The organism is Pelomonas baiyunensis, assembly GCF_043555935.1.
Classification (GTDB): Bacteria; Pseudomonadota; Gammaproteobacteria; order Burkholderiales; family Burkholderiaceae_C; genus Pelomonas; species Pelomonas baiyunensis.
The window spans coordinates 279,412-306,317 of record NZ_JBIGIB010000001.1; the positions used below are offsets into that span (position 1 = coordinate 279,412).

At 67.5% G+C, this 26,906-nt stretch carries 24 protein-coding genes; 12 read left to right on the forward strand and 12 right to left on the reverse strand.

The features are described from left to right. Window positions 1-47 precede the first annotated feature (47 nt). The 3 genes from ccsB to ACG01O_RS01135 form a co-directional block, all read right to left on the reverse strand. On the reverse strand, window positions 48-1,397 hold the full coding sequence (gene ccsB, locus ACG01O_RS01125) for a c-type cytochrome biogenesis protein CcsB (protein WP_394380304.1): 1,350 nt from the start codon (window positions 1,395-1,397) through the stop codon (window positions 48-50). Then, the gene (locus ACG01O_RS01130) at window positions 1,394-3,472 is read right to left on the reverse strand and encodes a cytochrome c biogenesis protein ResB (protein WP_394380307.1); all 2,079 of its coding nucleotides are present in this window, start codon (window positions 3,470-3,472) and stop codon (window positions 1,394-1,396) included. The genes ccsB and ACG01O_RS01130 overlap by 4 nt, the downstream gene beginning before the upstream one ends. Window positions 3,473-3,564: 92 nt before the next feature. Next, complete coding sequence (locus ACG01O_RS01135; protein ID WP_394380310.1) at window positions 3,565-4,185, reverse strand: c-type cytochrome; 621 nt, start codon at window positions 4,183-4,185, stop codon at window positions 3,565-3,567. Window positions 4,186-4,256: 71 nt separating this feature from the next. Here ACG01O_RS01135 and yihA point away from each other — a divergent pair, with 71 nt between their 5' ends. Continuing rightward, on the forward strand, window positions 4,257-5,033 hold the full coding sequence (gene yihA, locus ACG01O_RS01140; protein WP_394380313.1) for a ribosome biogenesis GTP-binding protein YihA/YsxC: 777 nt from the start codon (window positions 4,257-4,259) through the stop codon (window positions 5,031-5,033). On the opposite strand, the gene ACG01O_RS01145 is transcribed toward yihA, so the two are convergent. The 3 genes from ACG01O_RS01145 to groES form a co-directional block, all read right to left on the reverse strand. Then, window positions 5,004-7,040 (reverse strand): DUF1631 family protein, encoded by a 2,037-nt coding sequence (locus tag ACG01O_RS01145; RefSeq protein WP_394380316.1) that lies wholly within the window; start codon window positions 7,038-7,040, stop codon window positions 5,004-5,006. The genes yihA and ACG01O_RS01145 overlap by 30 nt on opposite strands. A 320-nt stretch (window positions 7,041-7,360) precedes the next feature. Continuing rightward, window positions 7,361-9,010: a chaperonin GroEL gene (groL, locus tag ACG01O_RS01150; protein ID WP_394380319.1), complete on the reverse strand. Its 1,650-nt coding sequence runs from the start codon at window positions 9,008-9,010 to the stop codon at window positions 7,361-7,363. A gap of 98 nt (window positions 9,011-9,108) precedes the next feature. Further along, window positions 9,109-9,399: a co-chaperone GroES gene (gene groES, locus ACG01O_RS01155; protein WP_233373401.1), complete on the reverse strand. Its 291-nt coding sequence runs from the start codon at window positions 9,397-9,399 to the stop codon at window positions 9,109-9,111. A 224-nt stretch (window positions 9,400-9,623) separates the two neighbouring features. Here groES and ACG01O_RS01160 point away from each other — a divergent pair, with 224 nt between their 5' ends. From ACG01O_RS01160 to ACG01O_RS01180, 5 genes are all read left to right on the forward strand, one after another. Further along, a complete protein-coding gene (locus tag ACG01O_RS01160) occupies window positions 9,624-10,541 on the forward strand; it encodes a LysR substrate-binding domain-containing protein (protein WP_394380323.1) in 918 nt (305 codons plus the stop codon). Window positions 10,542-10,649: 108 nt separating this feature from the next. After that, window positions 10,650-11,537: an amino acid ABC transporter substrate-binding protein gene (locus tag ACG01O_RS01165; RefSeq protein WP_394380326.1), complete on the forward strand. Its 888-nt coding sequence runs from the start codon at window positions 10,650-10,652 to the stop codon at window positions 11,535-11,537. Between the two features lie 215 nt (window positions 11,538-11,752). Further along, entirely contained in the window at window positions 11,753-12,496 is a 744-nt protein-coding gene (locus ACG01O_RS01170; protein ID WP_394380329.1) for an amino acid ABC transporter permease, read from the forward strand. Beyond that, window positions 12,496-13,161, forward strand: coding sequence for an amino acid ABC transporter permease (locus ACG01O_RS01175; RefSeq protein ID WP_394380332.1), 666 nt, complete (start codon window positions 12,496-12,498; stop codon window positions 13,159-13,161). The genes ACG01O_RS01170 and ACG01O_RS01175 overlap by 1 nt, the downstream gene beginning before the upstream one ends. A 14-nt stretch (window positions 13,162-13,175) precedes the next feature. Continuing rightward, window positions 13,176-13,910, forward strand: coding sequence for an amino acid ABC transporter ATP-binding protein (locus ACG01O_RS01180; RefSeq protein ID WP_394380335.1), 735 nt, complete (start codon window positions 13,176-13,178; stop codon window positions 13,908-13,910). 98 nt (window positions 13,911-14,008) lie between these two features. Here the strand turns inward: ACG01O_RS01180 and ACG01O_RS01185 are convergent, their stop codons facing one another. Further along, a complete protein-coding gene (locus tag ACG01O_RS01185) occupies window positions 14,009-14,884 on the reverse strand; it encodes a DUF4394 domain-containing protein (RefSeq protein ID WP_394380338.1) in 876 nt (291 codons plus the stop codon). Between the two features lie 65 nt (window positions 14,885-14,949). After that, window positions 14,950-15,732 carry an SDR family NAD(P)-dependent oxidoreductase gene (locus tag ACG01O_RS01190; protein WP_394380341.1) on the reverse strand — a complete coding sequence of 261 codons (783 nt, stop codon included), beginning with the start codon at window positions 15,730-15,732 and terminating at the stop codon, window positions 14,950-14,952. A gap of 78 nt (window positions 15,733-15,810) precedes the next feature. On the opposite strand from ACG01O_RS01190, the gene ACG01O_RS01195 reads away from it, so the two are divergent. Further along, window positions 15,811-16,749, forward strand: coding sequence for a LysR family transcriptional regulator (locus tag ACG01O_RS01195; RefSeq protein WP_394380344.1), 939 nt, complete (start codon window positions 15,811-15,813; stop codon window positions 16,747-16,749). Between the two features lie 9 nt (window positions 16,750-16,758). On the opposite strand, the gene ACG01O_RS01200 is transcribed toward ACG01O_RS01195, so the two are convergent. Genes ACG01O_RS01200 through ACG01O_RS01215 form a run of 4 tightly spaced genes read right to left on the reverse strand, consistent with a single transcriptional unit; the run spans window position 16,759 to window position 21,407 of the window. Further along, entirely contained in the window at window positions 16,759-17,955 is a 1,197-nt protein-coding gene (locus tag ACG01O_RS01200) for a toxic anion resistance protein (RefSeq protein WP_394380347.1), read from the reverse strand. After that, window positions 17,952-18,605, reverse strand: coding sequence for a hypothetical protein (locus tag ACG01O_RS01205; RefSeq protein WP_394380350.1), 654 nt, complete (start codon window positions 18,603-18,605; stop codon window positions 17,952-17,954). The genes ACG01O_RS01200 and ACG01O_RS01205 overlap by 4 nt, the downstream gene beginning before the upstream one ends. Window positions 18,606-18,615: 10 nt before the next feature. Beyond that, on the reverse strand, window positions 18,616-20,274 hold the full coding sequence (locus ACG01O_RS01210) for a substrate-binding and vWA domain-containing protein (protein ID WP_394380352.1): 1,659 nt from the start codon (window positions 20,272-20,274) through the stop codon (window positions 18,616-18,618). Continuing rightward, complete coding sequence (locus tag ACG01O_RS01215) at window positions 20,274-21,407, reverse strand: hypothetical protein (RefSeq protein WP_394380355.1); 1,134 nt, start codon at window positions 21,405-21,407, stop codon at window positions 20,274-20,276. Before ACG01O_RS01215 ends, ACG01O_RS01210 begins: the two co-directional genes overlap by 1 nt. A gap of 76 nt (window positions 21,408-21,483) precedes the next feature. Between ACG01O_RS01215 and pyrC the strand changes: the two genes are divergently transcribed. The 5 genes from pyrC to ACG01O_RS01240 are packed head-to-tail and all read left to right on the forward strand — an operon-like array spanning window position 21,484 to window position 26,831. Further along, window positions 21,484-22,527 (forward strand): dihydroorotase, encoded by a 1,044-nt coding sequence (gene pyrC / locus ACG01O_RS01220; protein WP_394380356.1) that lies wholly within the window; start codon window positions 21,484-21,486, stop codon window positions 22,525-22,527. Further along, window positions 22,524-23,732, forward strand: coding sequence for an NYN domain-containing protein (locus ACG01O_RS01225; protein WP_394380359.1), 1,209 nt, complete (start codon window positions 22,524-22,526; stop codon window positions 23,730-23,732). The genes pyrC and ACG01O_RS01225 overlap by 4 nt, the downstream gene beginning before the upstream one ends. Further along, window positions 23,729-24,433, forward strand: a complete 705-nt coding sequence (locus tag ACG01O_RS01230; protein WP_394380361.1) for a DUF3025 domain-containing protein — start codon at window positions 23,729-23,731, stop codon at window positions 24,431-24,433. The genes ACG01O_RS01225 and ACG01O_RS01230 overlap by 4 nt, the downstream gene beginning before the upstream one ends. After that, window positions 24,430-25,830, forward strand: coding sequence for a S1 family peptidase (locus ACG01O_RS01235; protein WP_394380363.1), 1,401 nt, complete (start codon window positions 24,430-24,432; stop codon window positions 25,828-25,830). Before ACG01O_RS01230 ends, ACG01O_RS01235 begins: the two co-directional genes overlap by 4 nt. Beyond that, window positions 25,806-26,831, forward strand: a complete 1,026-nt coding sequence (locus ACG01O_RS01240; protein WP_394380366.1) for an FHA domain-containing protein — start codon at window positions 25,806-25,808, stop codon at window positions 26,829-26,831. The genes ACG01O_RS01235 and ACG01O_RS01240 overlap by 25 nt, the downstream gene beginning before the upstream one ends. Window positions 26,832-26,906: the final 75 nt, after the last annotated feature.

Genomic DNA, 26,906 nt, shown 5'->3' on the forward strand with positions numbered 1-26,906 from the left:
GCGCACCCGGCGCCTCCTACGGGGCGCTGAGTCGGCGTTGCGGCCGATCAGAGCGTGCCGTAGCTGTGCAGGCCCGACAGGAACATGTTCACGCCCAGGAAGGCGAAAGTCGTCACCAGCAGACCCACCAGCGCCCACCAGGCCGACACCGCACCGCGCAGGCCCTTCATCAGCCGCATGTGCAGCCAGGCGGCGTAGTTCAGCCACACGATGAGGGCCCAGGTTTCCTTCGGGTCCCAGCTCCAGTAGCCGCCCCAGGCCTCGGCGGCCCAGAAGGCGCCGAGGATGGTGGCGATGGTGAAGAAGGCGAAGCCCAGCGCGATGGCCTTGTACATGAGGTCGTCGAGCTGCAGCACATCGGGCAGGCGGGCCGTGAGGCGCTGGCGCAGCGCGACGCTCACGGCCAGGAAGGCGGCCACGCCGGCGATCTTGCGGGCCCAGCCGTCCAGGCCGGCCACCATTGCGGCGTCCACGTCCGCCAGCAGGCGCACCGCCAGGATGATCGCGATGATGCCCACCGGCATGGCCACCAGCCCGATCCAGAGCGACCGCACAGCTGCGGTCTTCAGCAGGTAGGCCAGTGCCACCATGGCGGCCAGCGCAAAGGCGCCATAACCCACGAAGTTGGCGGGCACGTGGATCTTCATCCACCAGCTTTGCAGGGCCGGCACCAGTGGCTGAATCTCTTGCGCGTCCCGCGCGACCGTGTACCAAAGCAGGAAGCTCACCGCGCCGCTGACCACCAGCATCACGTAGGCGCCGAGCGAGCGGGTTGCGAAGCGTTCTTCGTAGTACAGGTGGAACACGGTGGTCAGCCAGCAGAACAGCACGAACACTTCGTACAGGTTGCTGACCGGGATGTGGCCGATGTCCGGGCCGATCTGGTGGCTCTCGAACCAGCGCACCAGCGTGCCGATCAGCGCCATGCCCACGCCGCCCCAGGCCAGCTTGGAGCCCACCACCTCGGCCACGCTGTTGCGGCCCGCACCGGTGAAGAAGCCGCCCCAGTAGAACAGCGTGCTCATGTAGAACAGCAGGCTCATCCACAGAATGGCGCTTTGGCTGGAGAGCATGTACTTCAGCCAGAACACCTGCTCGCCGGCGGCCAGGTCGGCGCCGAAGCTGTCGGTGTGCTGGCCGTACAAGGCGATGGCCACGAGCGTGGCGCCGCCGGTCAGCACGCTCAGCAGGCGCAGCGGTTTCCAGAACCAGCCCAGCGCCACCAGCGACGGCATGGCGGCGAGCAGGATGCCTTGCTCGTAAACATCCATGCTGGCGTGGTAGCGGCTGAGGGCATAGCCGCCGCCGATGAGCACGAGCGCGGCGAAGAGCCAGTCCAGCGCGTCGCGCCGTTGGAAGCTGCGGCGGGGGGCCAAGTCAAACGTGGTGGTGTTCATGCGTGCTCCTTCAGGACGGCGGCCTTGAGCTGGGCAAAGACGGTGGCGTTGTCAGGCGACTCGCGGGTGCTGGACATGGCCATGCGCACCTGCGAGCAGGCGGTGTCGGTGCTGGGGGCGATCCACACCCAGAGGCGTCGCTCCTTCACGTACAGCATGGCGAACACGCCGAGCACGAGCAAGAGAGCTCCCAGGTACACCAGCTTTTGGCCCGGCGCGCGAGCCACCTGGAACACGCTGGCCTGGACCTGGTCGAAGTTCTGCAACTGCAGCAACGCCGGGGACGGGTAATACAGGCTGTCGGACAGCGACAGCACGGCCTGCGTCATGAAGGCCTGCGTGGCTGCGTCGGTGGCCACGCGGGGTTGGCCGGCGTGTTCACGCGCGAGTTGGTGCAGTTCGAACAGGCTGCCGTTGAGGATGCGCAGCAGCACTTCGGACACCCGCTGCCGCTCGGCCTCGGGCACCTCGCGTTCGATGAACTGCGACAGCGCCGGCAGCCCGCCCTTCACCTCGTCGCCCGGCTTGGCGGCCGCACCCGAAAACAGCGTGAGCGCGCGCTGGGCCGTGACCTTGAGCTGCGGCGTCAGCTGCGGCTGGTTGGGCGGCGTGGCGGCGCTGGCGTAGCGCTGGGCGGCGGCGTCTCGCTGGGCCGGGTCGGCCAGGGCCTGGCGCAGGCGCAGCCAGCCGGTCAGCTCGCCGTTTTCATCGGCCGGCATGCGCAGGTAGCGGAAGGTCTCGGCGGGCGTGTCGCGCACGCCGGCCAGGAAGAGCTTTTGCCCATCCAGCTCCACCGGCAGCATGTAGTTGTTGAACTCGCGGGCCTGGCCGGAGGCGTCGCGCAGCTTGTAGCTGAAGCTCGGCCCCACGTTGCGCAGCGTTTTGTCGGTGCGCGATTTGGCCCCGCTGCCCAGGTGCTGGTTCAGGCGGTCGCCCAGGTCCACCTTGCGCACATCGGCGCCGCTGGCGTTGGCGTTGTCGCCGGCCAGGTTCTCGACGTTGATGACGCGCAGGCCGTCGAGTTCCAGCGACTGGTCACCGAAGGCCATGCGGGTGCCCACGCGGCCGTCGATCTTCACCGGCGTGCCGGCCGAGTTCAGCGGCACGGCGCTGAGTTGCAGGCGGCTGCCCCCGTCTTCGAAGCTGCTTTGGTAGATGGCCAGGCCCTTGTGGATGACCGGCTCGTTCACCTTCACGGTGGCTTGCCGCGTGGTGCCACCGTCGTGGATGACGATGTCGCTGGCGAAGCTCTTGGGCATGCCGGTGGGGTAGTACTCCACCGAGAACTTCTGCAGTTCGATGTCGAAGGGCAGGTCTTGCAGCACGACACCGCTGGGCAGGCTCAACACCGCAATGCCCTGGCGCTGCTTCTCGGGCACCGACACATTGCCGCGGAAGCTCGGGTTGGCCACCGAGAGCCGGTGCTCGGGCTTGATGTCACTGACGAAGCCAGCGCCGGTGTAGATCTGCTTGCCCTGCACCCACATCGCCAGTTTGACCATGGCGTTGCCGTCCAGCACGCCGCCCACGAGGATCAGCACGATGGCCGAGTGCGCCGCGATGTAGCCCAGCTTGTTGGAGGCGCCCCGCCGCGCGGCGATCATGGTGCCGTGCTCGCGCTGCTGCACGCGCGCTTTCCAGCCCAGCTGGGTGAGCGCGGACCCCACTTCCACCAGGGCCAGCTGCGGGTTGCTGGGCAACTCGCCGATGGCCTTGTGGTGGTGGGCCTGCAGCGATTGCTCGCGCACGCCTTCCTTGTAGTTTTTCAGGTCGGCCAGGATCTTGGGCGTGTTGCGCAGCACGCACAGGCTGGTGGACAGCACCAGGAACGCCAGGATCACGAGGAACCACGGTGCGCTGTACACGGTGTACAGGTTGAAGCGGCCGAACACCTCGGCCCAGAACGGCCCAAACTGGTTGACGTAGTTGCCCATGGGCTCGCTCTGGCGCAGCACCGTGCCAATGACCGACGCGATGCAGATGACGCTGAGCAGCGCAATCGCGAAGCGCATCGACGCGAGCAGGTCCAGCAGCTCGCGGGCCAGGGACGAACGGGGGGCAGTGGCAGAAGACATCGGGCGACCAGGGGCTGGATCAGGGAGTGTCGGCCAAGAAAAAAGGCCGGTGCATCACACCGGCCTTCATCAGCGAGGCAGTTTGCGTTGGATCAACGCAGGCCGGCTGCGTAATCCGAGACGGCCTTGATTTCCTTGTCGTTCATCTTGGCTGCGATGGTCACCATCATCGGGCCGTTGGCACGGGCACCGCTGCGGAAGGCGTTCATCTGGGCTTCCACGTAGTCGGCGTGTTGGCCGGCCAGGCGCGGGTACTGGGCAGGCATGCCGGCGCCCGTCGGGCCGTGGCAGCCTGCGCAGGCCGGCACGTTGCGCTCGGCAATGCCGCCGCGCCAGATCTTTTCACCCAGCGTCACGGTGTCCTTGTTCTTGGAGAAACCCGGCTTGGCGGTCTTGGAGGCGTAGAAGGCCGCGACGTTGCGCATGTCTTCTTCCGACAGCGGGGCGGCCATGCCGCCCATCACCGCGTTCTTGCGCTTGCCGGACTTGAACTCGGCCAGCTGCTTGGCGAGGTACTCGGGGTGCTGGCCCTGCAGGATGGGGTTGGCCGGGCTGCCGCGCGAGCCGTCGGCCGTGTGGCAAGCCGCGCAGACCTGCGAGGAGATGGCGCCACCCTTGGCGAGGTCGGGCTTGGCCGGAGCGGCAGCAGGTTCGTTCGCGTGAGCGGAAGCAGCCAGCAGCAGACTCGACAGGAGGTAGGCGACAGTCTTCATGGATTTATGGAGGTTTTGTTGGGCGCAACTTCCGAATTTTACAATGCTGAATCACAGCGCCCGAGCTCTCCATGACCGACGAAATCCCTGATGCCATCCCCGCCGAGCCCGTGACAGAGAAGTTGGCGCTGGGTTGGACCCACACCGCGCGCTTCCTGACCACGGCCAGCCAACTGATTCACCTGCCTGCCACCGAGCTGCCCGAGATCGCATTCGTCGGCCGCTCCAACGCCGGCAAGTCCACGGCGATCAACACGCTGGCGCAGCAAAAGCGGCTGGCGTTCGCGTCCAAGACGCCCGGCCGCACGCAACACATCAACCTGTTCGAGCTCGGCCCGAAGGACGCGGCCGACGCCTTGTTCGCCGACCTGCCTGGCTACGGCTACGCGGCCGTGGCCAAGGCCGCCAAGCTGCGCTGGCAGAAGGTGATGGCGGACTACCTGGCCGTGCGGCGCAGCCTGTCCGGCGTGGTGCTGATGGTCGATTCCCGCCTGGGCCTGACCGACCTGGACAAGCAACTGCTCGAGTTCGTCGCCGCCCGCGTGGCTACCGGCGAGATCAAGCTGCTGGTGCTGCTGACGAAATCCGACAAGCTCAACCGCAAGGAGGCCGATGCCGCCTTGCGCGCCACGAGCGATTTCCTGGCCGGCATGACGACCGAGCATTCCGACGTCGCCGTCACTTTGTTCTCGGCGCTCAAGAAGCAGGGCGTGGGCGATGTGGCGTTGGCGCTGCACGAATGGGCGCATTCCGCGCGCCCGCTGCCGGCCATGACTGCGCTGGGCGAGATGCCCGCAGCGGACGCGCCGCCGGCAGGGTCAGCCGCCGTCCAGGTCGCTGATGAGTGAATCCACCGCGCGCTGAACGACGCTGTCTTCTTCCTCCAGCGCGGTGATCAGGCCGTTGGCCAGCAGGGCTTCCAGGGCCCGGCGTGTGAGCGGCAACCGCTCGTCGGTGTCCCGGCCCACGAAGAGCATGAACTGGCGGCCCTCGCCGATCCAGGCCACCTGCGCGGTGTGCCACTCGGCCTGGATGAACATGTGATACCAGCGGCCGATCTGGATGCTGTCGATCCAGCGCTGCAGCGCCGCCCGGGCTTCAGGGGAGTTGTCTTCGCTGTAAAGCTGGGTCGGCACCGTGGGCAGTTCGCCGCGGTCCACATCGGCGCGCAGCCACATCGACGGAATTTGCGAGTCGCGCTCTTCCATCAAGCGGCGCACGATTTCGTCGGCAGACGGCGCGCTGCCCGGGGCGCTGGCCGGCTGCGGTGGGCGAGGGCGGCGTTCGGACGGGTCGAGCGCTGGCAGGCCGCGCAGCAGGCGGGCGTGCTGACCCATCAGTGCCGTCAGCGGCGGTTCGCGCCGGGCGTCAGACAGGTCGATGCTGTCGCAACCAGCCACCAGGCGTTCGATCAGCACGGGCAGCCGCATGCGCAGCGCTTCGCGCTCGACCATGTCGCGCGGGGTGATGAGGCTGTCCAGCACGGCGTCCACCACTTCCATCGCGCCTTGGGCTTCGCGCGAATCCCGACCGTGGCGCACCATGGCCTCCACGATCACGTCGACCCAGTTGGTTTGCAGGAAACGGTGCACCAGCGGGGCCAGCGGTGCGCCCACCACCTGGTGGTCGATCTGCTCGCGGACCAATTCCCGCCACTCGCGGCGCTGCTGTTCGCGCTCCAGCGCCGCCAGGGCCAGCGCGTTGCGCTCGCCGGCCAGGCGCGCCTGCTGGTCGACATGGCTGTCGACGCGTGCCAGCACCTGCTGGAACTGCAAGGCCGTGGGCGTCGGGCTGTCGACGAGGAATTGGGCCTCGCCTTCCATGAATCGCAGGAATTCCACGAGCCGCGGATCGTCGGCGCGGTCGAATGCCATGCCGTGGGCCGCCACGCGGTTGAGCAGCGCCCAGGTCGGGTGGTCTTGCCGGCGCAGCAGGTTCGCGTCGCTGCGGGCCAAGCGCACAACGGCAATCTGCAGGCGCGCCAGCAGGCCCTTCATGGGCGGCAGCAGCCGGGGGTCGGCCAGGATCTGGTCGTACAGCCGGCTGAGCATGTCGGGGCCGGCGTTGCGCACGAACGGCGCGGGCGCATCGGGGTCGCGCTGCGGGGGCAGGCTGGTGAGCGCTTGCGGGCGTGAGTTGAAAACCTCCACGCGCTGCGAGAGGCTGTCCAGCGTGCCGGGGTTGCTGCTGCGGCCCAGGCCGCCGCGCCCGGTGGCCATGCGCTGGGCGTAGGTGTCCGCCTGGGGGCGGCCGTGAGACGCGACCATGTCGCCGATGTTGGCGGCGTGCAGGGTGGCGCAAGCTTGGGCGTACAGGCGATGCAGCGACTCGGCCAAGGGGCCGGCGGCCACGCGCATCAATTCGTATTGGGCCTGCCCGCCCAGGCCGCTGCTCACGAGCGCATGCCGCAGAGCATGGGCGAACAGGGCGGGGCGCAGCGGGTTGTCGCGCTCGCGAGCGCGGGCGATGCCGCGCAGCGCAGCAAAGAAGTTGCCAATCTGGTGCAGCTCCGCACGGCTGACCTCTTCCGCCGTGTGCGTGACATGGGCCAGGGCCACGTCTTGCAAGGCTTGGTGCTCGTCGACGAGGCTCAGCCCATCGAGGCTGCCGCGCGAGACGGGGCTGCGCTGCAGCGGGTCGTCACCCCGACGGCCGGTTTGCAGCAGATCGATCAACTTGCCTTCGAAATCGGTGGCGAACCGCCCACGCACCTTGCGCCAGATTTCGCGCAGCTGGAAGTGTTGCGGTTGACTGTCCAGTTCGTCCTGCACCAGGTTCATCAACTCGCGTGCCAGCGAACCCGCCTCCGTGAGGGCGTGGTCGATCAGGTCGTGAGGATGCAAGCGAGCGGACATGGGGCAGCAGAAATGACGTGCGTCGAATTATCTGGCGCTCAGTGGAGCGCCCCAGGCTTTCATCCCCCTGTCCAAGCACCCCCGATGCGGATGGTCAATGCCGCGAATCGGGACCTTTTCACGGTTTTTGAGGATGGGTGTGTGGCGACGCTTCGTGTGCGTGCAGGCCTCTGTTGCCGGGCGGCTGCAGGGTGGCGACACGGACTTGGGCGCGCGATGCGGATGCGCGCGCTGGGCCCTTGAGGCCGCTGACCCCATGAAAAAGGGCCGCATTGCTGCGGCCCTTGATGCTTGAGCGAGGTGTGCTCAGGCGGCGGACATCACATGTCCATGCCGCCCATGCCACCCATGCCGCCCATGCCACCAGGCATGCCGCCGCCGGCGGCTTCTTCCTTGGGCGACTCGGCAACCATGCACTCGGTCGTCAGCATCAGCGACGCGACCGAAGCGGCGTTCTGCAGCGCGGTGCGGGTCACCTTGGTCGGGTCCAGGATGCCCATTTCGATCATGTCGCCATAGGTGCCGTTGGCGGCGTTGTAGCCGTAGTTGCCCTTGCCTTGCAGCACGGCGTTCACGACGACGGACGACTCTTCACCGGCGTTGTAGACGATCTCGCGCAGCGGGGCTTCGATGGCCTTCAGGATCAGCTTGATGCCGGCGTCCTGGTCGGCGTTGTCGCCCTTGATTTCGCCAGCCGCTTGCTTGGCACGCAGCAGGGCCACGCCGCCACCGGCGACGATGCCTTCTTCCACGGCCGCACGGGTGGCGTGCAGCGCGTCTTCCACGCGAGCCTTCTTTTCCTTCATCTCGACTTCGGTGGCAGCACCGACCTTGATGACGGCCACGCCGCCGGCCAGCTTGGCCACGCGCTCTTGCAGCTTCTCGCGGTCGTAGTCGCTGGTGGCTTCCTCGATCTGGATGCGCACTTGCTTGACGCGGGCTTCGATGTCGGCAGCAGCGCCGGCGCCGTCGATGATGGTGGTGTTTTCCTTGCCCACTTCGACGCGCTTGGCTTGGCCCAGGTCAGCCAGCGTGACCTTCTCGAGCGACAGGCCCACTTCTTCGGCGATGACCTTGCCGCCCGTCAGGATGGCGATGTCTTCCAGCATGGCCTTGCGGCGGTCGCCGAAGCCCGGAGCCTTGACGGCGACAACCTTCAGGATGCCGCGGATGGTGTTGACCACCAGGGTCGCGAGGGCTTCGCCTTCGACTTCCTCGGCAATGATCAGCAGCGGACGGCCGGCCTTGGCCACGGCTTCCAGCGTGGGCAGCAGGTCGCGGATGTTGCTGATCTTCTTGTCGAACAGCAGGACAAACGGGTTGTCCAGGATCGCGGCTTGCTTTTCCGGGTTGTTGATGAAGTAGGGCGACAGGTAGCCGCGGTCGAACTGCATGCCTTCGACGACGTCCAGCTCGTTGTTCAGGCTCTTGCCGTCTTCGACGGTGATGACGCCTTCCTTGCCGACCTTGTCCATCGCGTCAGCAATGATCTGGCCGACGTCGGAGTCGCTGTTGGCCGAGATGGTGCCGACCTGGGCGATTTCCTTGGAGGTGGTCGTGGCCTTGGAGGCGGCCTTCAGCTGGGCGACCAGGGCGGCAACCGCCTTGTCGATGCCGCGCTTCAGGTCCATCGGGTTCATGCCGGCGGCCACGTACTTCATGCCTTCGCGCACGATGGCCTGGGCCAGCACGGTGGCGGTGGTGGTGCCGTCACCGGCGTTGTCAGACGTCTTGGAAGCGACTTCCTTGACCATCTGGGCGCCCATGTTCTGGAGCTTGTCCTTCAGCTCGATTTCCTTGGCGACCGAGACACCGTCCTTGGTCACGGTGGGGGCGCCGAACGAGCGCTCCAGCACCACGTTGCGGCCCTTGGGGCCCAGGGTCACCTTGACCGCGTTGGCCAGGATGTTCACGCCTTCAACCATGCGGGCGCGGGCTTCGCCGCCGAAGATCACGTCTTTTGCTGCCATTTGAATCTCCAAATGCTTAAATTGGGGTCAGAGATGAATGCTCTGATTCGGTGAGGGGCAGAGCGCGCGCGACGCGCAGCGGTCGGCCCCGCAAAGCTTTACTTCTGGACGACGGCGAAGAGGTCTTCTTCGCGCATGACCAGCAGTTCTTCGCCGTCGACCTTGACGGTCTGGCCCGAGTACTTGCCGAACAGCACGCGGTCGCCCACGGCCACGTTCAGGGCCACGAAATCGCCCTTGTCGTTGCGCTTGCCCGGGCCAACGGCCAGGACTTCGCCTTGGTCAGGCTTCTCGGCGGCGTTGTCGGGGATGACGATGCCGGAGGCCGTCTTGGTTTCTTGCTCCAGGCGGCGAACGATCACGCGATCGTGCAGGGGGCGCAGCTTCATGGAATCTCCTTGTGTGTTGGAACAGAACCGGCCGCCGAGCCCGAAGGCGGCGGCTTACCGAAACTTGGGACCGCAAGCTGCGGCCCGATTTCGTTAGCACTCAAGAGTGTTGAGTGCTAGCAGCGACTGATTATAGGGACGGAGTTTTGCGATTCAAGGGGCGGCAAGGGTGACCGGATCGCCGAGCGCCGACGTCTTTTGGAGGGCTGGCTACACTGCCGCCGGTGGAAACCAAGTGGCTTGAAGACTTTGTGAGCCTGGCGGAGACGCGCAGCTTCTCGCGGTCCGCCCAGTTGCGCCATGTGACGCAGCCGGCCTTTTCGCGCCGCATCCAGGCGCTGGAGGCGTGGGCGGGTGTGGATCTGGTGGATCGCTCGTCGTACCCGACCCGGCTGACCGCCGCAGGCGCCACCTTGCTGGCCCAGGCGGTGGAGTTGCTCGGCAACCTGCAGGCGACGCGCAACATGCTGCGCAGCCACCAGGCGGCTGACCAGGACATGATCGAGTTCGCCGTGCCGCACTCGCTGGCGTTCTCGTTCTTCCCGCACTGGCTGATGGGCCTGCGCCGCGGCTTCGGGGCCATCAAGTGCCGGCTCAACGCCGCCAATGTGCACGACGCCATGCTGCAGCTCAGCGAGGGCAACTGCGACCTGCTGCTGGTCTATCACCACGCCAGCCAACCCTTGCAACTGGACCCGGAGCGCTACCAGATGGCGTCGCTGGGCCACGAAACCCTGGCGCCCTACGCCAAGGCCGATGCCCATGGCGACCCGCTGTTCCGCCTGCCGGGGCGGCCGGGGCAGAAGATTCCGTTCCTCAGTTATGCCGCGGGGGCCTACCTGGGCCGGCTGGTGGAGTTGATCGTCAAGGACGCTGACTGCGCGCTCAACCTGGACGCGATTTATGAAACCGACATGGCCGAGGGCCTGAAGGCCATGGCGCTGGAAGGCCACGGCTTTGCGTTCCTGCCGGCCAGTTCGGTGCAAAAGGAACTGGCGAGCGGACGCTTGGTGCCGGCGGCGGCTGCCGGCCAGTTCAGTGTGAGCATGGAACTGCGCATCTACCGCGAGCGGCCCGAGCTTTCGCGCCGCCAGAAGCCTGCCTCCTTGGCTTTGTGGGACTATCTGACGTCCGGCGCATGACCCCATCCGCCCTGTGCATGGATCGTGTAAACCCGGATTCGGTCTGAGTTCTTGGCGTGGTCTCCTCACGCTTGTTATCGATAAACACTTCCTGTTGTTGGAGTTTTCATGAAGAAAGTTCTGCTCGTTGCTGCCCTGTTGGCTGGTGTGTCCGCCGCCCAAGCGGACGACACGCTGAAAAAGATCAAGGACAGCGGCGCCATCACCATGGGGGTGCGCGAGTCCTCGGGCCTGTCCTACACCATCGGTGACGGCAAGTACGTGGGCTACCACATCGACGTGTGCGAGCGCGTCATCGCCGACCTGCGCAAGCAACTGGGCGGCAAGATCGACGTCAAGTATCAGCCGGTCACCTCGGCCAACCGCATCCCGCTGACGGTCAATGGCACGGTGGACCTGGAGTGCGGCTCCACCACGAACAACGCCGCCCGTCAGAAGGATGTCGCCTTCGCCGTGACAACCTACGTGGAAGAAGTGCGCATCGCCGTGAAGGCCAACTCCGGCATCACGTCGATCAACCAGCTCAACGGCAAGACCGTGGCCACCACCACCGGCACCACCTCGGTGCAGACGCTGCGCAAGCACGAGCGCGCCACGGGCGTGGACTTCAAGGAAGTGTTCGGCAAGGACCACGCCGACAGCTTCCTGCTGCTGGACTCCGGCCGTGCCGACGCCTTCGTGATGGACGGCTCCATCCTGGCCAAGAACATCGCCACCTCCAAGGCCCCGGCCGACTTCAAGATCGTCGGTGAAGTGCTGAGCGTCGAGCCCATCGCCATCATGATGCGCAAGGACGACCCCGCCTTCAAGAAGGCCGTGGACGACAGCATCAAGGCCATGATGAAGTCGGGCGAACTGGCCAAGCTGTACGACAAGTGGTTCATGCAGCCCATCCCGCCGACGAACACCAAGATCGGTCTGCCGCTGTCTGCGGCCACCAAGGACGCCTGGGCCAACCCGAACGACAAGCCGATGGAAGACTACGCGAAGAAGTGAGCCCCTGGCCCCGGCTCACGGCGCTGGACGCGCGTGAGTCGGGTCGGCCCCCCGAGGGGGCGGCGATGCTCACGGGGCTGGCCCCGTTCGCACATCGCCAGCGCGGGCCGGCTTGGGGCGGCCCGGCGCTCGGCCCGTGATCGACGGGCTCACAGGGTGCCAAAGCGGGTGCATGGCACCCGCTTTGCTTTAGGGAAGAGGCTTGAGGAGAAGCCATGAGTTGGGATTGGCAGTTTTACTGCAACGACACCGCCACGGGTGAAGCCGTGGCCGGGTGTTTCGGCCCTGGGGGCAAGGAGCAGACCTATCTGCAATGGATGCTGAACGCGTGGGGCTGGACGCTGAGCGTGTCGCTGCTGGCGCTGGTGCTGGCGCTGGTGGTGGGCTCGCTGATCGGCATTGCGCGCACCGCGCCGAACAAGGGCCTGGCGCGTTTCGGCGAGGCCTGGACGGAGCTGTTCCGCAACATCCCGCTGCTGGTGCAGGTGTTCCTTTGGTATCACGTGCTGCCCGCGCTGATCCCGTCGCTGCGCGACGCGCTGTCGCCCACCGTGTTGGTGGTGTGCGCTTTGGGCTTCTTCACCAGTGCCCGCATTGGCGAGCAGGTGAAGGCCGGCATCAACACCTTGCCGCGCGGCCAGCGTTATGCCGGCCTCGCGATGGGTATGACGCTGCCGCAGACCTACCGCTTCGTGCTGCTGCCCATGGCCTACCGCATCGTCATTCCGCCGCTGACGAGCGAGAGCATGAACATCGTCAAGAACTCGGCCGTGGCGTTCGCGGTCAGCATTCCGGAGCTTGCGCAGTTCGCGCAGCAGGCGTCGGAGGAAACCTCGCACTTCGAGGAAATCTTCATCCCCGTCACGCTGCTGTACTTCATCTCGGCGTTCGCGATCAACCGCATCGCCAAGGTCATTGAAGCCCGTGTGCGCATCCCCGGCCAGGCAGGGGGCAAGTGATGCTGAACCTTGACTATTCCTTCCTGAACTGGGCGGTCATCCAGAGCTTTGTTGCCAAGGGCTTCTGGTTCTCGATCCAGCTGACGCTGGTGGCCATGATCGGCGGCATCGTGCTGGGCACGTTGCTGGCCATGATGCGGCTGTCCAGCCACAAGTGGCTGTCGGTGCCTGCGGCGGTCTATGTCGACACGCTGCGCTCCATCCCGCTGGTGATGGTGATCCTGTGGTTCTTCCTGCTGATTCCGAAGTTGCTGGGGCCGCTGGGTGGGCAGATGTCCGCCCTGATCACGTTCACGTTGTTCGAGGCGACCTACTACTCCGAGATCATGCGGGCCGGCATCCAGTCGGTGTCCAAGGGGCAGGTCAACGCCGGCTATGCGCTGGGCATGACCTACAGCCAAAGCATGAAGCTGGTGGTGCTGCCGCAGGCCTTCCGCAACATGCTGCCGGTGCTTCTGACGCAGACCATCATCCTGTTCCAGGACACGTCCCTTGTGTACGCGGTCGGCGAGTACGACCTGCTCAAGGGCTTCGAGGTGGCGGGCAAGAACTTCAACCGCCCGGTGGAAACCTACCTCGTCGCTGCCGTCGTGTATTTCGTCATCTGCTACGGCCTGTCCACGTTGGTCCGCCGCCTGCAGAAGAAGATCGCCATCATTCGCTGAGTCGAGTCATCCCCATGATTGACATCAAAAACATCTCCAAGTGGTACGGCTCCTTCCAGGTGCTGACCGACTGCACCACCTCCATCCAGAAGGGCGAGGTCGTCGTCGTGTGCGGTCCGTCCGGCTCGGGCAAGTCCACGCTGATCAAGACCGTCAACGCGCTGGAGCCTTTCCAGAAGGGCGACATCGTGGTGGACGGCATCTCCATCGCCGACCCCAAGACCAACCTGCCCAAGCTGCGCTCGCGCGTGGGCATGGTGTTCCAGCACTTCGAGCTGTTTCCCCACCTGTCGGTGACCGAGAACCTGACGATTGCACAGGTCAAGGTGCTGGGCCGCAGCCTGGACGACGCCAAGACCCGCGGCCTGAAGATGCTGGACCGCGTGGGCCTGTCTGCGCACAAGGACAAGTTCCCGGGCCAGCTCTCCGGCGGTCAGCAGCAGCGCGTGGCGATTGCCCGCGCGCTTTCCATGGACCCGATCGTGATGCTGTTCGACGAACCCACCTCGGCGCTGGACCCTGAGATGGTGGGCGAAGTGCTGGACGTGATGGTGCAGCTGGCCCAGGAAGGCATGACCATGATGTGCGTGACGCACGAGATGGGCTTTGCCAAGCGCGTCAGCAACCGCGTCATCTTCATGGACGCCGGCAAGATCATCGAAGACTGCAGCAGCAGCGACTTCTTCAACAAGCCGGAAGAGCGCTCGCCGCGCGCCAAGGACTTCCTCGCGAAGATCCTGCAGCACTGAGCGATCCGCATCCACGCCGTCTGGCGCCAAAGCGCCCCGCCGGCGTGTCGAAGCACTTGCGACGAAACCGGGCCCGCCACCAGCGGGCCCTTTTCATTTCAGGGCTCGATGGCGGCCCCCACCACGGCGCCCGCGCCGATTGAGCCGATGCGTGTCGCGCGGCCCGTGGCCAGATCGACCCGGTACCACACGGCGCTGCCCGTGGTGCTGATGGCCGCATAGGCGGTGTTGGAAAGGTCTGAAATGTCCAGCGTTGCATGCTGGAAGGGGCCGATGCCCAGCGACCCGACCGTGAACAGGCGCCCGGTGTTGGGCGAGATCACCGGCTGCACGCCTTCCTTGCTGCCCTGGTGCGCCAGCACGCCCAGGCGGCCGTCCAGCACGTAGTTGGTGGTGATCTTCTCGTTGTCCTTGTTGTAGGTGTAGCCCGCTGCCACCACGCCGGGCGTCTTGCCGGCATTCACGTCCGACGCGTCGTAGGCCAGCCGGCCGTCGAGTTGCACGCCGGGTTGGCTAGGGTCGCTGTCGACGATGGCGCCGGTGTCTGGGTGCAGGCGCAGGTTGTCGCCCGCATCGTTGACGACGCGGATTCGGTCCACCGTGGGGTTGAAGTCGACCCCCCATTCGGTGGCGCCGGGGCTGGGCAATGCGTTGGGCGTGCCCACGGTGCTGGCGGTGGCCGTGCGGGTGTCGATGCGGTAGAGCTGGCCGCTGGCGCCCAGCCCGTACAGCTGGCCCTTGGCCACGCGGTAGTCCACGCCCAGCAGCCGGTCGCCGGGCAGCAGGCCGGTCAGCGGGCGGGAGCTCAGCGTCTTCTGCGGCTGGCCCGCGTTGAAGCTGACGAGCTGGTTCCCCGGCGTCACGGCCTGGATGGTCTCCTTGGCCAGGGGGCCCAGCGGCCCCGGGGGCGCGGAGGCGCACGCTGCGAGCAAGGTGGTGGCCAGGGAAAGCAGGGCAAGGGCAGGGCGGCGCATGAGGTGTTGGAGGCTGTCTTGCCCCCATTCTTGCCATCACGGCCACCCGGCGTCATGTCAGGAAGTCACAGGAACATGCCGCCCGAGGCTTCCACGCGCTGGCCGGTGATCCAGCCCGACCCGGAACGCATCAGGGCGGCCGCTGCGCCTCCGATGTCGTCCGCCGCGCCCACGCGGCCCAGCGCGGTGACCGAGGTGACAAAGCGGTTCAGCTCCGGGTTGTCGCGCACCGCGCCGCCGCCGAAGTCGGTCGCGATGGCGCCCGGCGCCAGCGTGTTCACGCGGATGCCGCCGGCGGCCAACTCCTTGGCCTGGTAGCGCGTCAGCACTTCGATGCCGCCCTTCATGGCGGCGTAGGCGGCGTAGCCCGGCACCGTGAAGCGCGCCAGGCCGCTGGAGATGTTCAGCACGCGCGCGCCGGTGTGCTCGCCGCTGGCCAGCAGCGGCAGCAGGGCTTGGGTCAGGAAGAACGGGCCTTTGAGGTGGATGGCCACCAGGCTGTCGAACGCCTCGGGTGAGGTTTCGGCGAAGCTGGCATGCACGCCGGTGCCGGCGTTGTTGATGAGGCCATTCAGCGCATCGGCACCCCAGCCGGTCAGCACTTCGCGCACTTGGGTGGCAAAGGCTTGGAAGGTGTGGGCCTGCGCCACATCGAGCGGCAGCGCGGCGGCACGCCGGCCCAGGGCCTGAATTTGCGCCACCACGGCCTGCGCGGCCGAGGCGGCCTCGCGGTAGGTGATGACGATGTCATGCCCGTCTCGGGCCAGGGCCACGGCCATGGCGGCGCCCAGGCCGCGGCTGCCGCCGGTGATGAGGGTGATGGGGGTGGATGTGGAAGACGAAGTCACGGTGTAGCTCCAAAAGGGTTCGAGAACGGAGCGAAATTTATTGTTTGCGCTTTCGTGGATAAAGTCTCCGAATCTGAAATGACTGTGATCGAAATGGCATCCAATATCGATCTGACCGCCCTGCGCGTCTTCTTGCAAGTGGCCGAGTTGGCCCACTTCAGCCGCGCGGCCGACGAGCTGGGCCTGCCCAAAGGACGGGTGAGCCAGCTGGTGCGAGATTTGGAGGCCCAACTGGGCACGCGGCTGTTCCAGCGCACCACGCGCCGCGTGAGCCTGACAGCCGACGGCGAACTGCTGGCCGAGCGCGCCCGTGCCTTGCTGGCGGACGCCAGCGACATCGAGGCGCTGTTCCAGCAAGACCAGCAGCTCACCGGGCGCCTCCGGGTGGACATGCCCGTCCGCCTGGCGCTGGACACCGTGCTGCCGGCCTTGCCTGAATTCCTGGCCGCCCACCCGGGGCTGACCGTGGAGCTGAGCTGCACCGATCGCCGCGTGGACCTGGTGGAGGAGGGCTTTGACTGCGTGCTGCGCGTGGGCGCCGTGCACGACCCGCTGCTGGTGGCCCGACCGCTGGGCCAGATGCGCATGGTCAACGTCGCCAGCCCGAGCTACCTCGCCGCACGCGGCACGCCGCTCACGCCGGACGAGCTCGTCACGCAGGGCCATCAACTCGTGCACTACAGCCAGACCTGGGCCGACCGTCGCCCGCGCTTCGAATGGCTGGACGCTGCAGGCCAGCCGCAGTCGCTGACGCTGCCCTCACGCGTCACCGTCAACAACACCGACGCCTACCAGGCGGCCACGCTGGCCGGCGCCGGCATCGCGCAGGTCCCCATTCAAGGCGTGCGCCGTGCGCTGGCCGAGGGACGCCTCATTCAAATCCTGGCGGGATACGAGCCTGCCCCCTTGCCCGTCCGCCTGGTGATGAGCCAACGCCGTCACACGCCACGGCGGGTGCGCGTGTTCATGGACTGGTTGGCCGATCGGCTGACCGATCGGCTGGACCCGAAGGGCTGACGCGTCGCGTCAGAGCTTCACCGGCCCGTCGATGCTGGCGGCCACGGCTGCCTTGGCCTGCTGCTGGCGCACGCGGTCCAGGTAGCCCTCGGAGCGCTGCAACTGCTCCTGGATGAGCTTGTTGTTGGTGCCCATCGTCTCGATGGCCTTGCTGCGGAAGTTGTCCATCGCGTCCATGGCCTGGAAGGTCTGGTCGAACATGGACTGGATCTGCTGAATGCCCAGCATGGGGTTGGACGAGAACTCGGCAGTCGCGTCCACGTGCTGGTTCAGCGCGGTGCCGGTTTGGTGGATGAGGTCGCCGATGGTCTTGTTGACGCCCTGCAGCATCTGCATGACTTCGATCTGGTTGCCGGTGGCGCGGGCCACGGTCTGGGCCACGGCCAGCGCGCTCATGCCGGTGGTGGCGACGCGGTCGCAGCCGATCATCATTTCGCGGCCGGTTTTCTTCAGCACGTCCAGCGCCAGGTAGCCGTTCACGCACACGGCCTGCTGGGTCTGGATGTCGGCGAGGTTCTGGCGGGCGTAGAACAGCACCTCCTGCTCCAGCGCCTTGGCCTTCATCGGGTCGGTGGCCTGCAGCTGTTGCAAGCGGCCGGCCAGGCGCTCGTCCAGCACGCGGGCGAAGCGGGCGGCGGCGGCGAGCTTTTGCATCGCGTCCCACAGCTTGGCGCGCGTGGCTTCGATGTCCACCACGTCGCGCTGGATGTCGTCCTTGGCGGCGTACAGCTGCGTCATGGCGGTTTGCAGCTGCGAGCTGGCGGACTGGAAGCGGCGGAAGTAAGCCTCCAGCTTGTTGCCGAACGGGATCAGCCCCAGCAGCTTGCGCGGCTGCAGCAGGTCGCCGTCCTTGCCGGGATTGAGCTCATCGAGCTGGCCGCGGATGGCGGCGATGGCCTTGTAGGCCGGCGTGTCGGTAGCGCCGACGAAGTTGCGCTGCATCAGGCTGCCTTGCATCAGGCTCGCGGCGGTGCTGATCTCCTGGCGGCCCAGTTGAAAGGCGCTGTCGAGCTTGGCTTTGAACGGCTCGCTGTGCAGGTCTTCTTTCTCCAACGCGTCAATGAAGCGGCGCACCTGCTCGTCCACCTGGTCCGACACCTCGGCCTTCAGCGGCACGGCTTCCACCGCCTGCACCGGCTGCACCGGGGTGATGACTTCGGGCGGGGTCAGCGTGAAGGCGGGCGTGGCAGTCGTCGTGGTGTTCATGCAATGTCCTTGGAGCCGAATTTCTGATTCAGGAATTCACTGTGCCGCAGGAAGGCCTGCGCGTCTTGAGAGGCGAGGTCGTCACCGAGTTGGTCGACCTTGGTCTCCAGCTCGGCCAGCACGCCCTCGAAGGTGGCTTGCGCCGTTTTGCCGTTGGCCAGCAGCTTGGTGGTGGCGAACTTGGGTGGGATGCTCAGGTAGGTGTTCAGCGCCTGAGGCAGGTAGCTGATGGCGATGTGCCGCGCGTGGAAGGTTTCCTGCAGGCTGAGCTGGCCGCGGCTGCGCTCCCATTGGTCCAGTAGCCCCTCCAGCCGCTCGCACAGGCGCTGGATGCGCTGGGCCAGCTGGAAGGGGATGCGCTGGCCGGGGTTGTGCTCGGTCAGCCGCCGCACGCCGGTGAGCGCCCGGCCCATGGCTTCGCGTGCATCGCCTTCGTCTTCGAACTGCAGGGCCTCCCAGGCGTCTTCACGCGTGCTGGGCCAGCCCCACCACAGCGCGCCGGCCGTCAGGCCCACCGCATAGCCCAAGGCCGCCACGCCCAGGCCCCACGCGCCCAGCAGGCCCAGGCCCTTGAGCACCAGCACGCCGGTGGCGGCCAGCAGGCCGCACCAGTTGGCCGGTGCGTTCAGCCATCGCAGCAAGCCGCTCATGCCGTGGCTTTCATTGGTAGGCCCGAATGTCCTTGAACACCGCGTACAGCGGCGTCTTGCGGGCGTCGAACACCTTGCCGCCGGTGATGTCCACCAAGGCCTTCAGGTCGCCGGCGTCGGCCTCGCCGAACAGCACCATGAACACCGGAATGCCGCGCACGTCTTCGGGCAGGCGCTCGTAGTCGCGCCGAAAGTCGTCCAGCCGGCGGCCCATGTTGTTCTTGCCGTCGGTGAAGGCCACCACCGAGTACTGGTAGTCGGGGTTGCGCTTGCGCTCCTCCAGCATGTGCTGAAGGCCTTGCAGCACGGCGTCGTACAGCGCGGTGCCGCCGGTCATGTGCAGGCTGTCGGCGGCGTCGCGCACGCGGCGCAGTTCGGCCAGCTTGGCGTCGGTGTCCACCTGCGGGGCCACGCCCTTGGCGAGCTTGGTGCCGGCCGGAATCTCAAAGGGCACGGGCTCGCCCGGCCGGTCGCTGAACGGCAGGAACCACAGCCGCTCGCGGTTGGTAAGTTTGGCCACGCGGCCGGTGAGGCTGGCGTCCGCGCCCGCAAGGTAGTGGATGGCTTCCACCAGCTGCTCGCGGCGCTTGCCCTGCATGCTGCCGCTGGTGTCCAGCACGAAGGTGCTGGCGATGGGCTTGCGGAACTCGTTGAGGTAGGCGTCGATCAGGCCGTCGGCCAGCTTGCGGTCGGGCGAGAAGGGCAGCTCCACCTGCACGCCGCGCGCGGGCAGCAGGTCGGCCACCTGGGCGGCCACTTCGGCACGCATCGGGCGGCGCAGCGTCTGGCGGGCCAGCCACAGCTGGGCGGCGTCGCTCTTGAGGTAGTCCACCACCTTTTGGTAGTCGGCCCGGCGCGCGTCGTTCAGCAGCATGAAGGGGTAGTCGGCGGTGGACACGCCCTCGAACGGGTAGATCAGGTGAAGCGGCTCGCGCAGCTTGCCGCTGGCGTTCAGACTCAGCAGCCAGCTCTCGTAGTTGATGAACGCATTGGCCCGCGTGCCCTGTTGCTTGGCGAATTGCTCGGCCAGGTACGTGGAGTTGTCGCCCACGATCTTGTAGCCCTTCAGGAAGTCGGCAATCGCGGTGCGGTCCACGTCGGCAGCGGTCAGCGCCTCGCCTTTGCCGCCGGCTGCGGCCACCACGCCCAGCAGCGCCATGAAGCCCTGGTTGCTGGTGGCCGGGTTGGAGAGGGCGTATTGCAGCTTGCCGGCCTTGGCGGCGCGGGTGATGTCGCCCCAAGTGAGCTTGGCGTCGGGCTTGTCCCAGCCGTACTTGGTGGCGTCGCTCTTGCTCACGCCCACAGCCAGCGGCGACAGCATGATCTTTTCCTGCAGCTTCACCTTGCCCTGGCCGGCGGCGTCGCTGAGCAGGTACTTGGCGTTGGCGAACCAGGCCGCGTCGGGCTTGACGGCACGGCCGCTGTCGCCGCTGAGCACCTCTTGCGTGCTCTCCATGGTGCCGCCGAAGCGAAAGCGCACCTCCACACCCGTGGCGGCCTGAATTTGCGCGGCCAGCGGTTCCACGTCCTTCAAGTCGCTGGTGGCCAGCACCTGCAGGGGCGCGCCGGCCGTGGCGGGCGGTGCGGCGGACGGCGCGGGTGCGTCGTCGGCCTTTTTGCCGCAGGCGGCTAGCAACGTGAAGCTCAACAGGAGCAGGGCGCGGCGCATCACTGGTTCATCTCCCGGCTGACGGTGTCGATCATGTCGAACATGAGGTCAAAGCCCGGCGGGTCGATGACCTGGTTGAGCTTGAGGTCCACGGCCAGCCCAGCCTTCTCGGCGGCCGCGGCAAAGGCGGCGCTGTCGCCGGTGCGGAAGCCCTGTTCCAGCGCCACGGCCTGCAGCGTCTTGTTCGTGGCCAGCAGTTCGGCCAGTTGCTTGCCGCGCTCGTTCAGCGCCACCAGCACCCATTTGTTCACGATGGTGGGTTGGGGGTACATCAGCACCATCTCCGGCCGGATGCCGCCCTGCGCCCCCTTGAGGGCCTGGGCCACCATCTGCGCTTCGTAGATGAAGGTCAGCGGCGTCTTGCCCATGCCGATGGAGAGGTAGTCGTCGAACGCGCCGTTGACGTAGTTCTCCTGGAAGCCCTGGCGCTTGAACAGCTCGGTCAATTGACTCGCGTACTTTTGCGCGGTGGCACGGTCGGCCACCACATCGCCGTTCAAGGCGGCCGAGGTCAGGGCCAGGTACATGGCGGCGGAGTTGCTGCGGCGGATGTCGGTGGTGCTCACCAGCACGCTGCGCGACACCGCGTACTCGCCGCTGCCTTTCAGGTCGCGCCAGCGCTGCTTGGCCAGCATCGCCTGCGTGAGCTTTTCCATGTCCAGGCTGTAGACCTTGGGCGCCATGGCCTTTGCCATGCCGTTGGCGGCCAGGATCTTGGCCGCCGGCTCCCAAGAGGCCACCACCAGCGGGGTGTGGAAGGGGGCGGTTTGCGTGGCCGTCTTGCCGGCCTTGCGGGCGGCGTCAGCAATCATGTTGGCGGCCACCACGCCGCTGGCGATGAAGAAGTCGGGCTGGTCGGCCGTGCCAATCTTGGCGGCCATGTCGCGGCTGCCCACGCGCGCGGCGTGCACCGGCAGCTTGGCCTGGGTCAGCACCTGGGCGACGCGGTCGTCTTTGAAGAACGCCTCCACGTCCACCGCAATCAAGCCCTTCAGCGGCTCGGCCGTGGCGATGGCCTGCTGCTCCTGCGCGATCCGCTGCGTCTCGTGGTTGCTGCGCATCGCAAAAAACAGGGCGCCGCCAAACAGCGCCAACAGCACCAGGGTGCCAACCAGACGTTTCGGGGTGTTCATGAGTGGGTGCAGGCTCCTTTCAACGTGAGGCGGAGTGTCACCGAATCGGCCGTCGCCGGGAGACGACAATCCGGGTATGAGTGACACCCTGACCCTCACCCGTCCTGACGACTGGCACTTGCACCTGCGCGACGAGGCCGCGCTGAAGAGCGTGCTGCCCTACACCGCGCGCCAGTTCGCCCGCGCCATCGTCATGCCCAACCTGCGCCCGCCGGTCACCACCGCCGCGCAGGCCGCCGCCTACCGCGAGCGCATCCTGGCCGCCCTGCCGGAAGACGGCCCGGGCAGCGACTTCCAGCCGCTGATGACCATGTACCTGACGGACAACACGCCGCCAGACGAGATCAAGCGCGCCAAAGATGCCGGCGTCGTCGCCCTCAAGCTCTACCCCGCGGGCGCCACCACCAACAGCGATGCCGGTGTGACCGACATCCGCAAAACCTACGCCACGCTGGAAGCCATGCAGCGCGAAGGCCTGCTGTTCCTCGTGCACGGCGAGGTGACGGATGCAGACATCGACGTCTTCGACCGCGAAGCCGTGTTCGTGGACCGCGTGATGACGCCGCTGCGCGCCGCCATGCCTGAGCTGAAGGTGGTGTTCGAGCACATCACCACCAAGGAAGCAGCGCAGTACGTGACCGAGGCCGACCGCTTTACCGCCGCCACCATCACGCCGCAGCACCTGCTCTACAACCGCAACGCGCTCTTCACGGGCGGCCTGCGCCCGCACTACTACTGCCTGCCCGTGCTCAAGCGCGAGGAGCACCGCCAGGCGCTGCTGAAGGCTGCGGGCTCGGGCAGCCCCAAGTTCTTCCTGGGCACCGACAGCGCGCCGCATGCCGCGCAGCTCAAGGAGAACTCGGTCTGCGGCGCTGGTTGCTTCACGGCGCTGTCGGCGCTGGAGCTGTACGCCGAGGCGTTTGAAGCCATCGGTGCGCTGGACAAGCTCGACGCCTTCGCCGGCCACCACGGGCCCGACTTCTACGGCCTGCCGCGCAACACCGGCACCGTCACCCTCAAGCGCGAGCCCTGGACGTTGCCCAGCGCCGTGCCGTTCGGCGAGGCCCAACTCAAGCCGCTGCGAGGCGGCGACACGCTCAACTGGAAGCTGATGGCATGAACGCGTCCGGCAAGAAAGTTGCCTTCCTCGTTGACTTCGACAACGTCGCCACTGACGTGATCGAGCAGGCGCTGACCATGGTGTTCAAGGACTACGGCGCCGCCCACATCCGCCGTGCCTACTGCAACGCCGAGCAGGCGCACCACCAGCAGGCCTTCATGAAGCGCCTGGGCCTGCGGGCCATCGTGAACCTGGCCATCGGCAAGAACTCGACCGACATCGCGCTGGCCGCCGACGCGATGGACATCGCCATCACTGAGCGGCCCGATGTCATCGTGCTCGTGTCGTCGGACAGCGACTTCGCCCCGCTGGTGCTGCGCTTGCGCGAGAAGGGCGCCTGGCTGCGCGGCTTCGGCCAGTACGGCAAGACGGGCGACGGCGTGATCCAGATCTACGACCAGTTCAACGAATTGGCGCACGGCGTGGGCCGGCCGGCGCGGGACGCCGCACCCGCCAAGCCCACCGGCAGCGGCCGCCGCCGCGGTGGGCGAGGTGGCCGGGGGGGCACCGAAGGGCGTGGCAACAACGCCCCGGTGGCCCGCGCACCCCGTGCGGAAGCGCTGCCGGCTCCGGCGGCCACCCCAGCGGCCGTGCCGCAGGACGTGCTGGACCACGCGCCCGAGGTGGTGGTGGAGCGCCCGGAACTGCTGCCGGCCGCGCCGCAGATGCCGGATGTGCCCGAGGTCGTGGCTGACGCCGCGGCGCCGGTGCCTGCATCGGCCAAGTCACGCCGCAAGCCGGTGGGCAAAGCCGCGAAGGCCGCTGCTGCTGAGGCCAGCGCACCGGCTGAGGCGCAAGGCGCTGTGGCGGCCGCGGAGCCTGTCACCCCCCAGCCCAACGCGAAGCCTTCGGCCAAGGCCGCTGCCAAGCGGGCCAAGGGCGACAAGCGCGATCCTGCGGCCGCCCCTGCGCCTGCGGCCAAAGCGCCTGCGACAGCCGCGCCCTCGGGCAAAGCCCCTCTGGCACCCGCGCCAACGGCTGACGACCCCCAGGTGGCCGCCGCCAAGGAGATCAACGCCGTGCTGGCGCTGCTGCCCAAGCTGGCCGATGGCCAGTGGCATGACCTGGGTGCGGCCGCCAAGGCGTTGAAGGATGCAGGCCTGTTGGCCAAGTCGGCCCCAGCCACCAAGCTGTTCCGCAAGCACGCCCACGCGTTCGAGCTGCAGCCGGAGAAGCAGCCCAACCGGGTGCGCTTCGCCACTTGATCCCGGCGCCAGACTGGGCCGCGCCCTGGTTCGCGCCCTACCGTGAGGTGGCCGGGCCGGTGATGGCCCGGTTGGCGCAAGGCCAGCCGGTGCACGCGGCCCTGGGCCACGACCGTTTCGAGCCCGACACCCCGCGGGCCCACGGCTACGAGCACCACGTGGCGGCCACCGGACGTGTGCCCACGCGCGACAACGCGCACGACCTGTTCAACGGCCTGGTGTGGCTGCGCTTCCCGGCGTTCAAGGCGGCCTTGAACCAGGCCCACCTGGCCGCCCCGCCGGCTCCAAAGGGGCGGCGCGGCCCGGTGCGAGACGCGCTCACGCTGCTGGATGAAAGCGGCCTGCTGCTGGCGGCGCCCGAGCCCCTGCTGCGAGCGCTGCAGGCGCAGGACTGGCGGGCCCTGTTCCTCACCCATCGGGCCCTGTGGGCGCAGGCCCAGGTGCGCGTGGTGGGCCATGCGTTGCTGGAAAAGCTGCTGACCCCGCGCAAGCCCTGGTGCGCCCGCGTGCTGGTGGTGGCCGATGTGGAAGCGCCGGTGCTGCCGCACCCGTTGACGCCTGCTGCCCTGCCGCCGCTGCCCGTGCTGGGCTTGCCCGGCTGGTGGCCAGCCAATGAGGCGCCGGGCTTCTATGACGACCCCGCGGTCTTCCGCCCAAAGCGGCTAGCATCGGCAGCCATGCCCGGAGGAGCCGCTCGTTGAAGACGTCATGTTGGAAGTTGCTGAAGCGGGGGCTGAGTGCCGCCGCGGGGCTGCTGCTGGCCGCCAGTGCGCTGGCGCAGGCCAAGCCCACCCCGGTGCCGGCGCCTGGTTCAGCGCCCGTTGCCACGCCGGCCGCGGCTGCGGCCGAGCCGGCCCCGGTGTCGGCCAGCGCCCGGCGCCTGTACGAGCGCAGCAAGGGCCAGCTCCTGCAGATCCGCACGCTGCTCAAGACACAAGACAGCCAGGCCTCGGTGGGTTCGGGCTTCGTGGTGAGCGACGACGGCCATGTCGTCACCAACTACCACGTGATCAGCCAGTTCGCGCTGGAGCCCGACAGCTACCGCCTGCGCTACGCCACGACGGATGGGCAGGGCGGCGCGCTGGAGCTGCTGGACTTTGACGCCCGCCGCGATCTCGCCTTGCTGCGGGCCGTGGACGACGGCAAGGGCGGCGGCCTGAAGGGCCGCGGCGCGCTGGCCTTCCGGCCGGTGAGCCAGCCGCTGGCCAAGGGCGAGCGCATCTACTCCATGGGCAACCCGCACGATGTGGCGTTTGCGGTGGTGGAGGGCAACTACAACGGCTTGGTGGAGCGCAGCTTCGACCCGCTGATCTACTACGCGGGCGGCATCAACCCCGGCATGAGCGGCGGCCCGGTGCTGGACGAAGACGGCCGCGTGGTGGGCGTCAACGTGTCCACCATGCTGTTCGCGCAGCAGGTGAGTTTTCTGGTGCCCGGTGAGTTCGCGGAGAGCCTGGTCAAGCGCAGCCTCGGTGCCAAGCCGATTCGCAGCGCCGCCTGGGGCCGGCTGCGCGAGCAGTTGACGCGTTATCAAGACGAGCTGGTCAGTCGCTTCGTGGCCCTGCCGTGGGAGAGCGCCAACCACGACCGCTACCGCCTGCCCGTGCCCAAGCAAGACTTCATGCGCTGCTGGGGGCGCGGCACGTCGGCCGACACCAAGGGCCTGGAGTTCGAGCGTTCGCAGTGCCGCATGGACCACGCCCTCTTCGTGAGCGGCAGCCTGCAGACCGGGTGGCTGGACATGAGCCACGAGGCCTACGACGGCAGCAAGCTCGGGCCGCTGCGCTTCTCACGCCAGTACTCCAGCAGCTTCCGCAACGAGCGGCTGGGCCAGGCCGACAAAGCCCGCACGGCGCCCTACTGCAAAGAGCAGTTTGTGGAGCGCGACGGGCTGCCCCTGCGCGCGGTGGTGTGCCTGCGGGCCTACCGCAAGCTGGAAGGCCTGCACGACCTGACGGTGCTCGTGACCACGGTGGACTCGTCCACGCAAGGTGCACTGGGCCGCTTCGATGCCAAGGGCGTCAGCTTTGACAACGCGCTCAAGCTCGCGGCGCATTACCTGGAGGGCTTCGCGTGGACGAGCAGCAAGGCGAAATGACGGCGCCCGTCGGGGTGGCGCCGGCGTCGGCCGTGGTTGAACTGCTGGGCCGCGACGGCCGTGCCGTGCTGGTGCAACGCGTGACGGGCTGGCCTGTGCGCCTGGGCCGCTCGCCGGGCTGCGACGTGGTGCTGGACGACCCGCACCTGGCGCCCGAGCATGCGGAGCTTCACTTGGCGCCGGGCGGCGGCGTGCAGCTGCGGCTGCTGCCCAGCGTCAACGGCGGTGCGGTGGCGGGCCGGCGCCTGGCGGCGGGCGGCGAGGCCGTGCTGCCGACGGGCGGCAACTTCCAGCTGGCCGGGTGCGCGCTGCGGCTGCGCACCAGTGCCGATGTGCTGGCGCCCGAGCAGGTGATGGTGGTGCACCCGGTGCGCCACTGGGCGCTGCTGCCGCTGATGCTGTTGAGCATGCTCGGTTTTCACTGGCTGGACCGCTGGTCGGCCGTGGACCCGGATGCGCGCTGGGTGGATTACGTGTCGCCCATGCTCACGCCGCTGGCCTTCATGCTGGGCTGGGCGGGGCTGTGGTCGCTGGCCAGCCAGATCTTTCAGCACCGCTTTCCGTTCGCCATCCACCTGCGGCGCGTGCTGCTGGTGACGCTGGTGACGCAGCTGCTGGACTGGGTCTTGCCGGCGGTGGCCTATGCGATGTCGTGGCCGCGCCTGATGGCGGTGGAGGCGTTCACGCTGCCCGTGACGCTGGCGGTGCTGATGGCCTGGCACTCGCGCTTGGTGTGGCCGGGGGCGCAGCGGGTGCTGAACATCGGCATCACCTCGTTGCTGCTGTTGTGGCTGGGGCTGCAGGTGGCCAACCGGCAGGAGCAGCAGCACCTGTTCGGCCCGCCGTACCTGGCCAGCTTGCCGCCGCCCGCGTTGCGCGTGGCGCCCACGCAGTCGACCCAGTCGCTCATCGAGTCTCTGCAGCCGCTGAAGGCGGAGCTGGCCAAGCAAGCCCGCAAAGACAACGACAGCCTGGGCGAGGACGACAGCGGCGGGGAGTGACACCCCGCGCCCCGCGCCGCCTTGCCGGGCTGAATGCGGGCAAGGCGGGGCGGCCCGGCGCTCGGCTCGTACCGA

Excerpts from the sequence above, each read along its gene's own strand:
- ccsB (WP_394380304.1), bottom strand. The coding sequence starts at position 1,397 with ATGAACACCACCACGTTTGACTTGGCCCCCCGCCGCAGCTTCCAACGG.
- ACG01O_RS01130 (WP_394380307.1), bottom strand. The coding sequence starts at position 3,472 with ATGTCTTCTGCCACTGCCCCCCGTTCGTCCCTGGCCCGCGAGCTGCTG.
- ACG01O_RS01135 (WP_394380310.1), bottom strand. The coding sequence starts at position 4,185 with ATGAAGACTGTCGCCTACCTCCTGTCGAGTCTGCTGCTGGCTGCTTCC.
- yihA (WP_394380313.1), top strand. The coding sequence starts at position 4,257 with ATGACCGACGAAATCCCTGATGCCATCCCCGCCGAGCCCGTGACAGAG.
- ACG01O_RS01145 (WP_394380316.1), bottom strand. The coding sequence starts at position 7,040 with ATGTCCGCTCGCTTGCATCCTCACGACCTGATCGACCACGCCCTCACG.
- groL (WP_394380319.1), bottom strand. The coding sequence starts at position 9,010 with ATGGCAGCAAAAGACGTGATCTTCGGCGGCGAAGCCCGCGCCCGCATG.
- groES (WP_233373401.1), bottom strand. The coding sequence starts at position 9,399 with ATGAAGCTGCGCCCCCTGCACGATCGCGTGATCGTTCGCCGCCTGGAG.
- ACG01O_RS01165 (WP_394380326.1), top strand. The coding sequence starts at position 10,650 with ATGAAGAAAGTTCTGCTCGTTGCTGCCCTGTTGGCTGGTGTGTCCGCC.
- ACG01O_RS01170 (WP_394380329.1), top strand. The coding sequence starts at position 11,753 with ATGAGTTGGGATTGGCAGTTTTACTGCAACGACACCGCCACGGGTGAA.
- ACG01O_RS01175 (WP_394380332.1), top strand. The coding sequence starts at position 12,496 with ATGCTGAACCTTGACTATTCCTTCCTGAACTGGGCGGTCATCCAGAGC.
- ACG01O_RS01180 (WP_394380335.1), top strand. The coding sequence starts at position 13,176 with ATGATTGACATCAAAAACATCTCCAAGTGGTACGGCTCCTTCCAGGTG.
- ACG01O_RS01185 (WP_394380338.1), bottom strand. The coding sequence starts at position 14,884 with ATGCGCCGCCCTGCCCTTGCCCTGCTTTCCCTGGCCACCACCTTGCTC.
- ACG01O_RS01195 (WP_394380344.1), top strand. The coding sequence starts at position 15,811 with ATGACTGTGATCGAAATGGCATCCAATATCGATCTGACCGCCCTGCGC.
- ACG01O_RS01200 (WP_394380347.1), bottom strand. The coding sequence starts at position 17,955 with ATGAACACCACGACGACTGCCACGCCCGCCTTCACGCTGACCCCGCCC.
- ACG01O_RS01205 (WP_394380350.1), bottom strand. The coding sequence starts at position 18,605 with ATGAGCGGCTTGCTGCGATGGCTGAACGCACCGGCCAACTGGTGCGGC.
- ACG01O_RS01210 (WP_394380352.1), bottom strand. The coding sequence starts at position 20,274 with ATGCGCCGCGCCCTGCTCCTGTTGAGCTTCACGTTGCTAGCCGCCTGC.
- ACG01O_RS01215 (WP_394380355.1), bottom strand. The coding sequence starts at position 21,407 with ATGAACACCCCGAAACGTCTGGTTGGCACCCTGGTGCTGTTGGCGCTG.
- pyrC (WP_394380356.1), top strand. The coding sequence starts at position 21,484 with ATGAGTGACACCCTGACCCTCACCCGTCCTGACGACTGGCACTTGCAC.
- ACG01O_RS01225 (WP_394380359.1), top strand. The coding sequence starts at position 22,524 with ATGAACGCGTCCGGCAAGAAAGTTGCCTTCCTCGTTGACTTCGACAAC.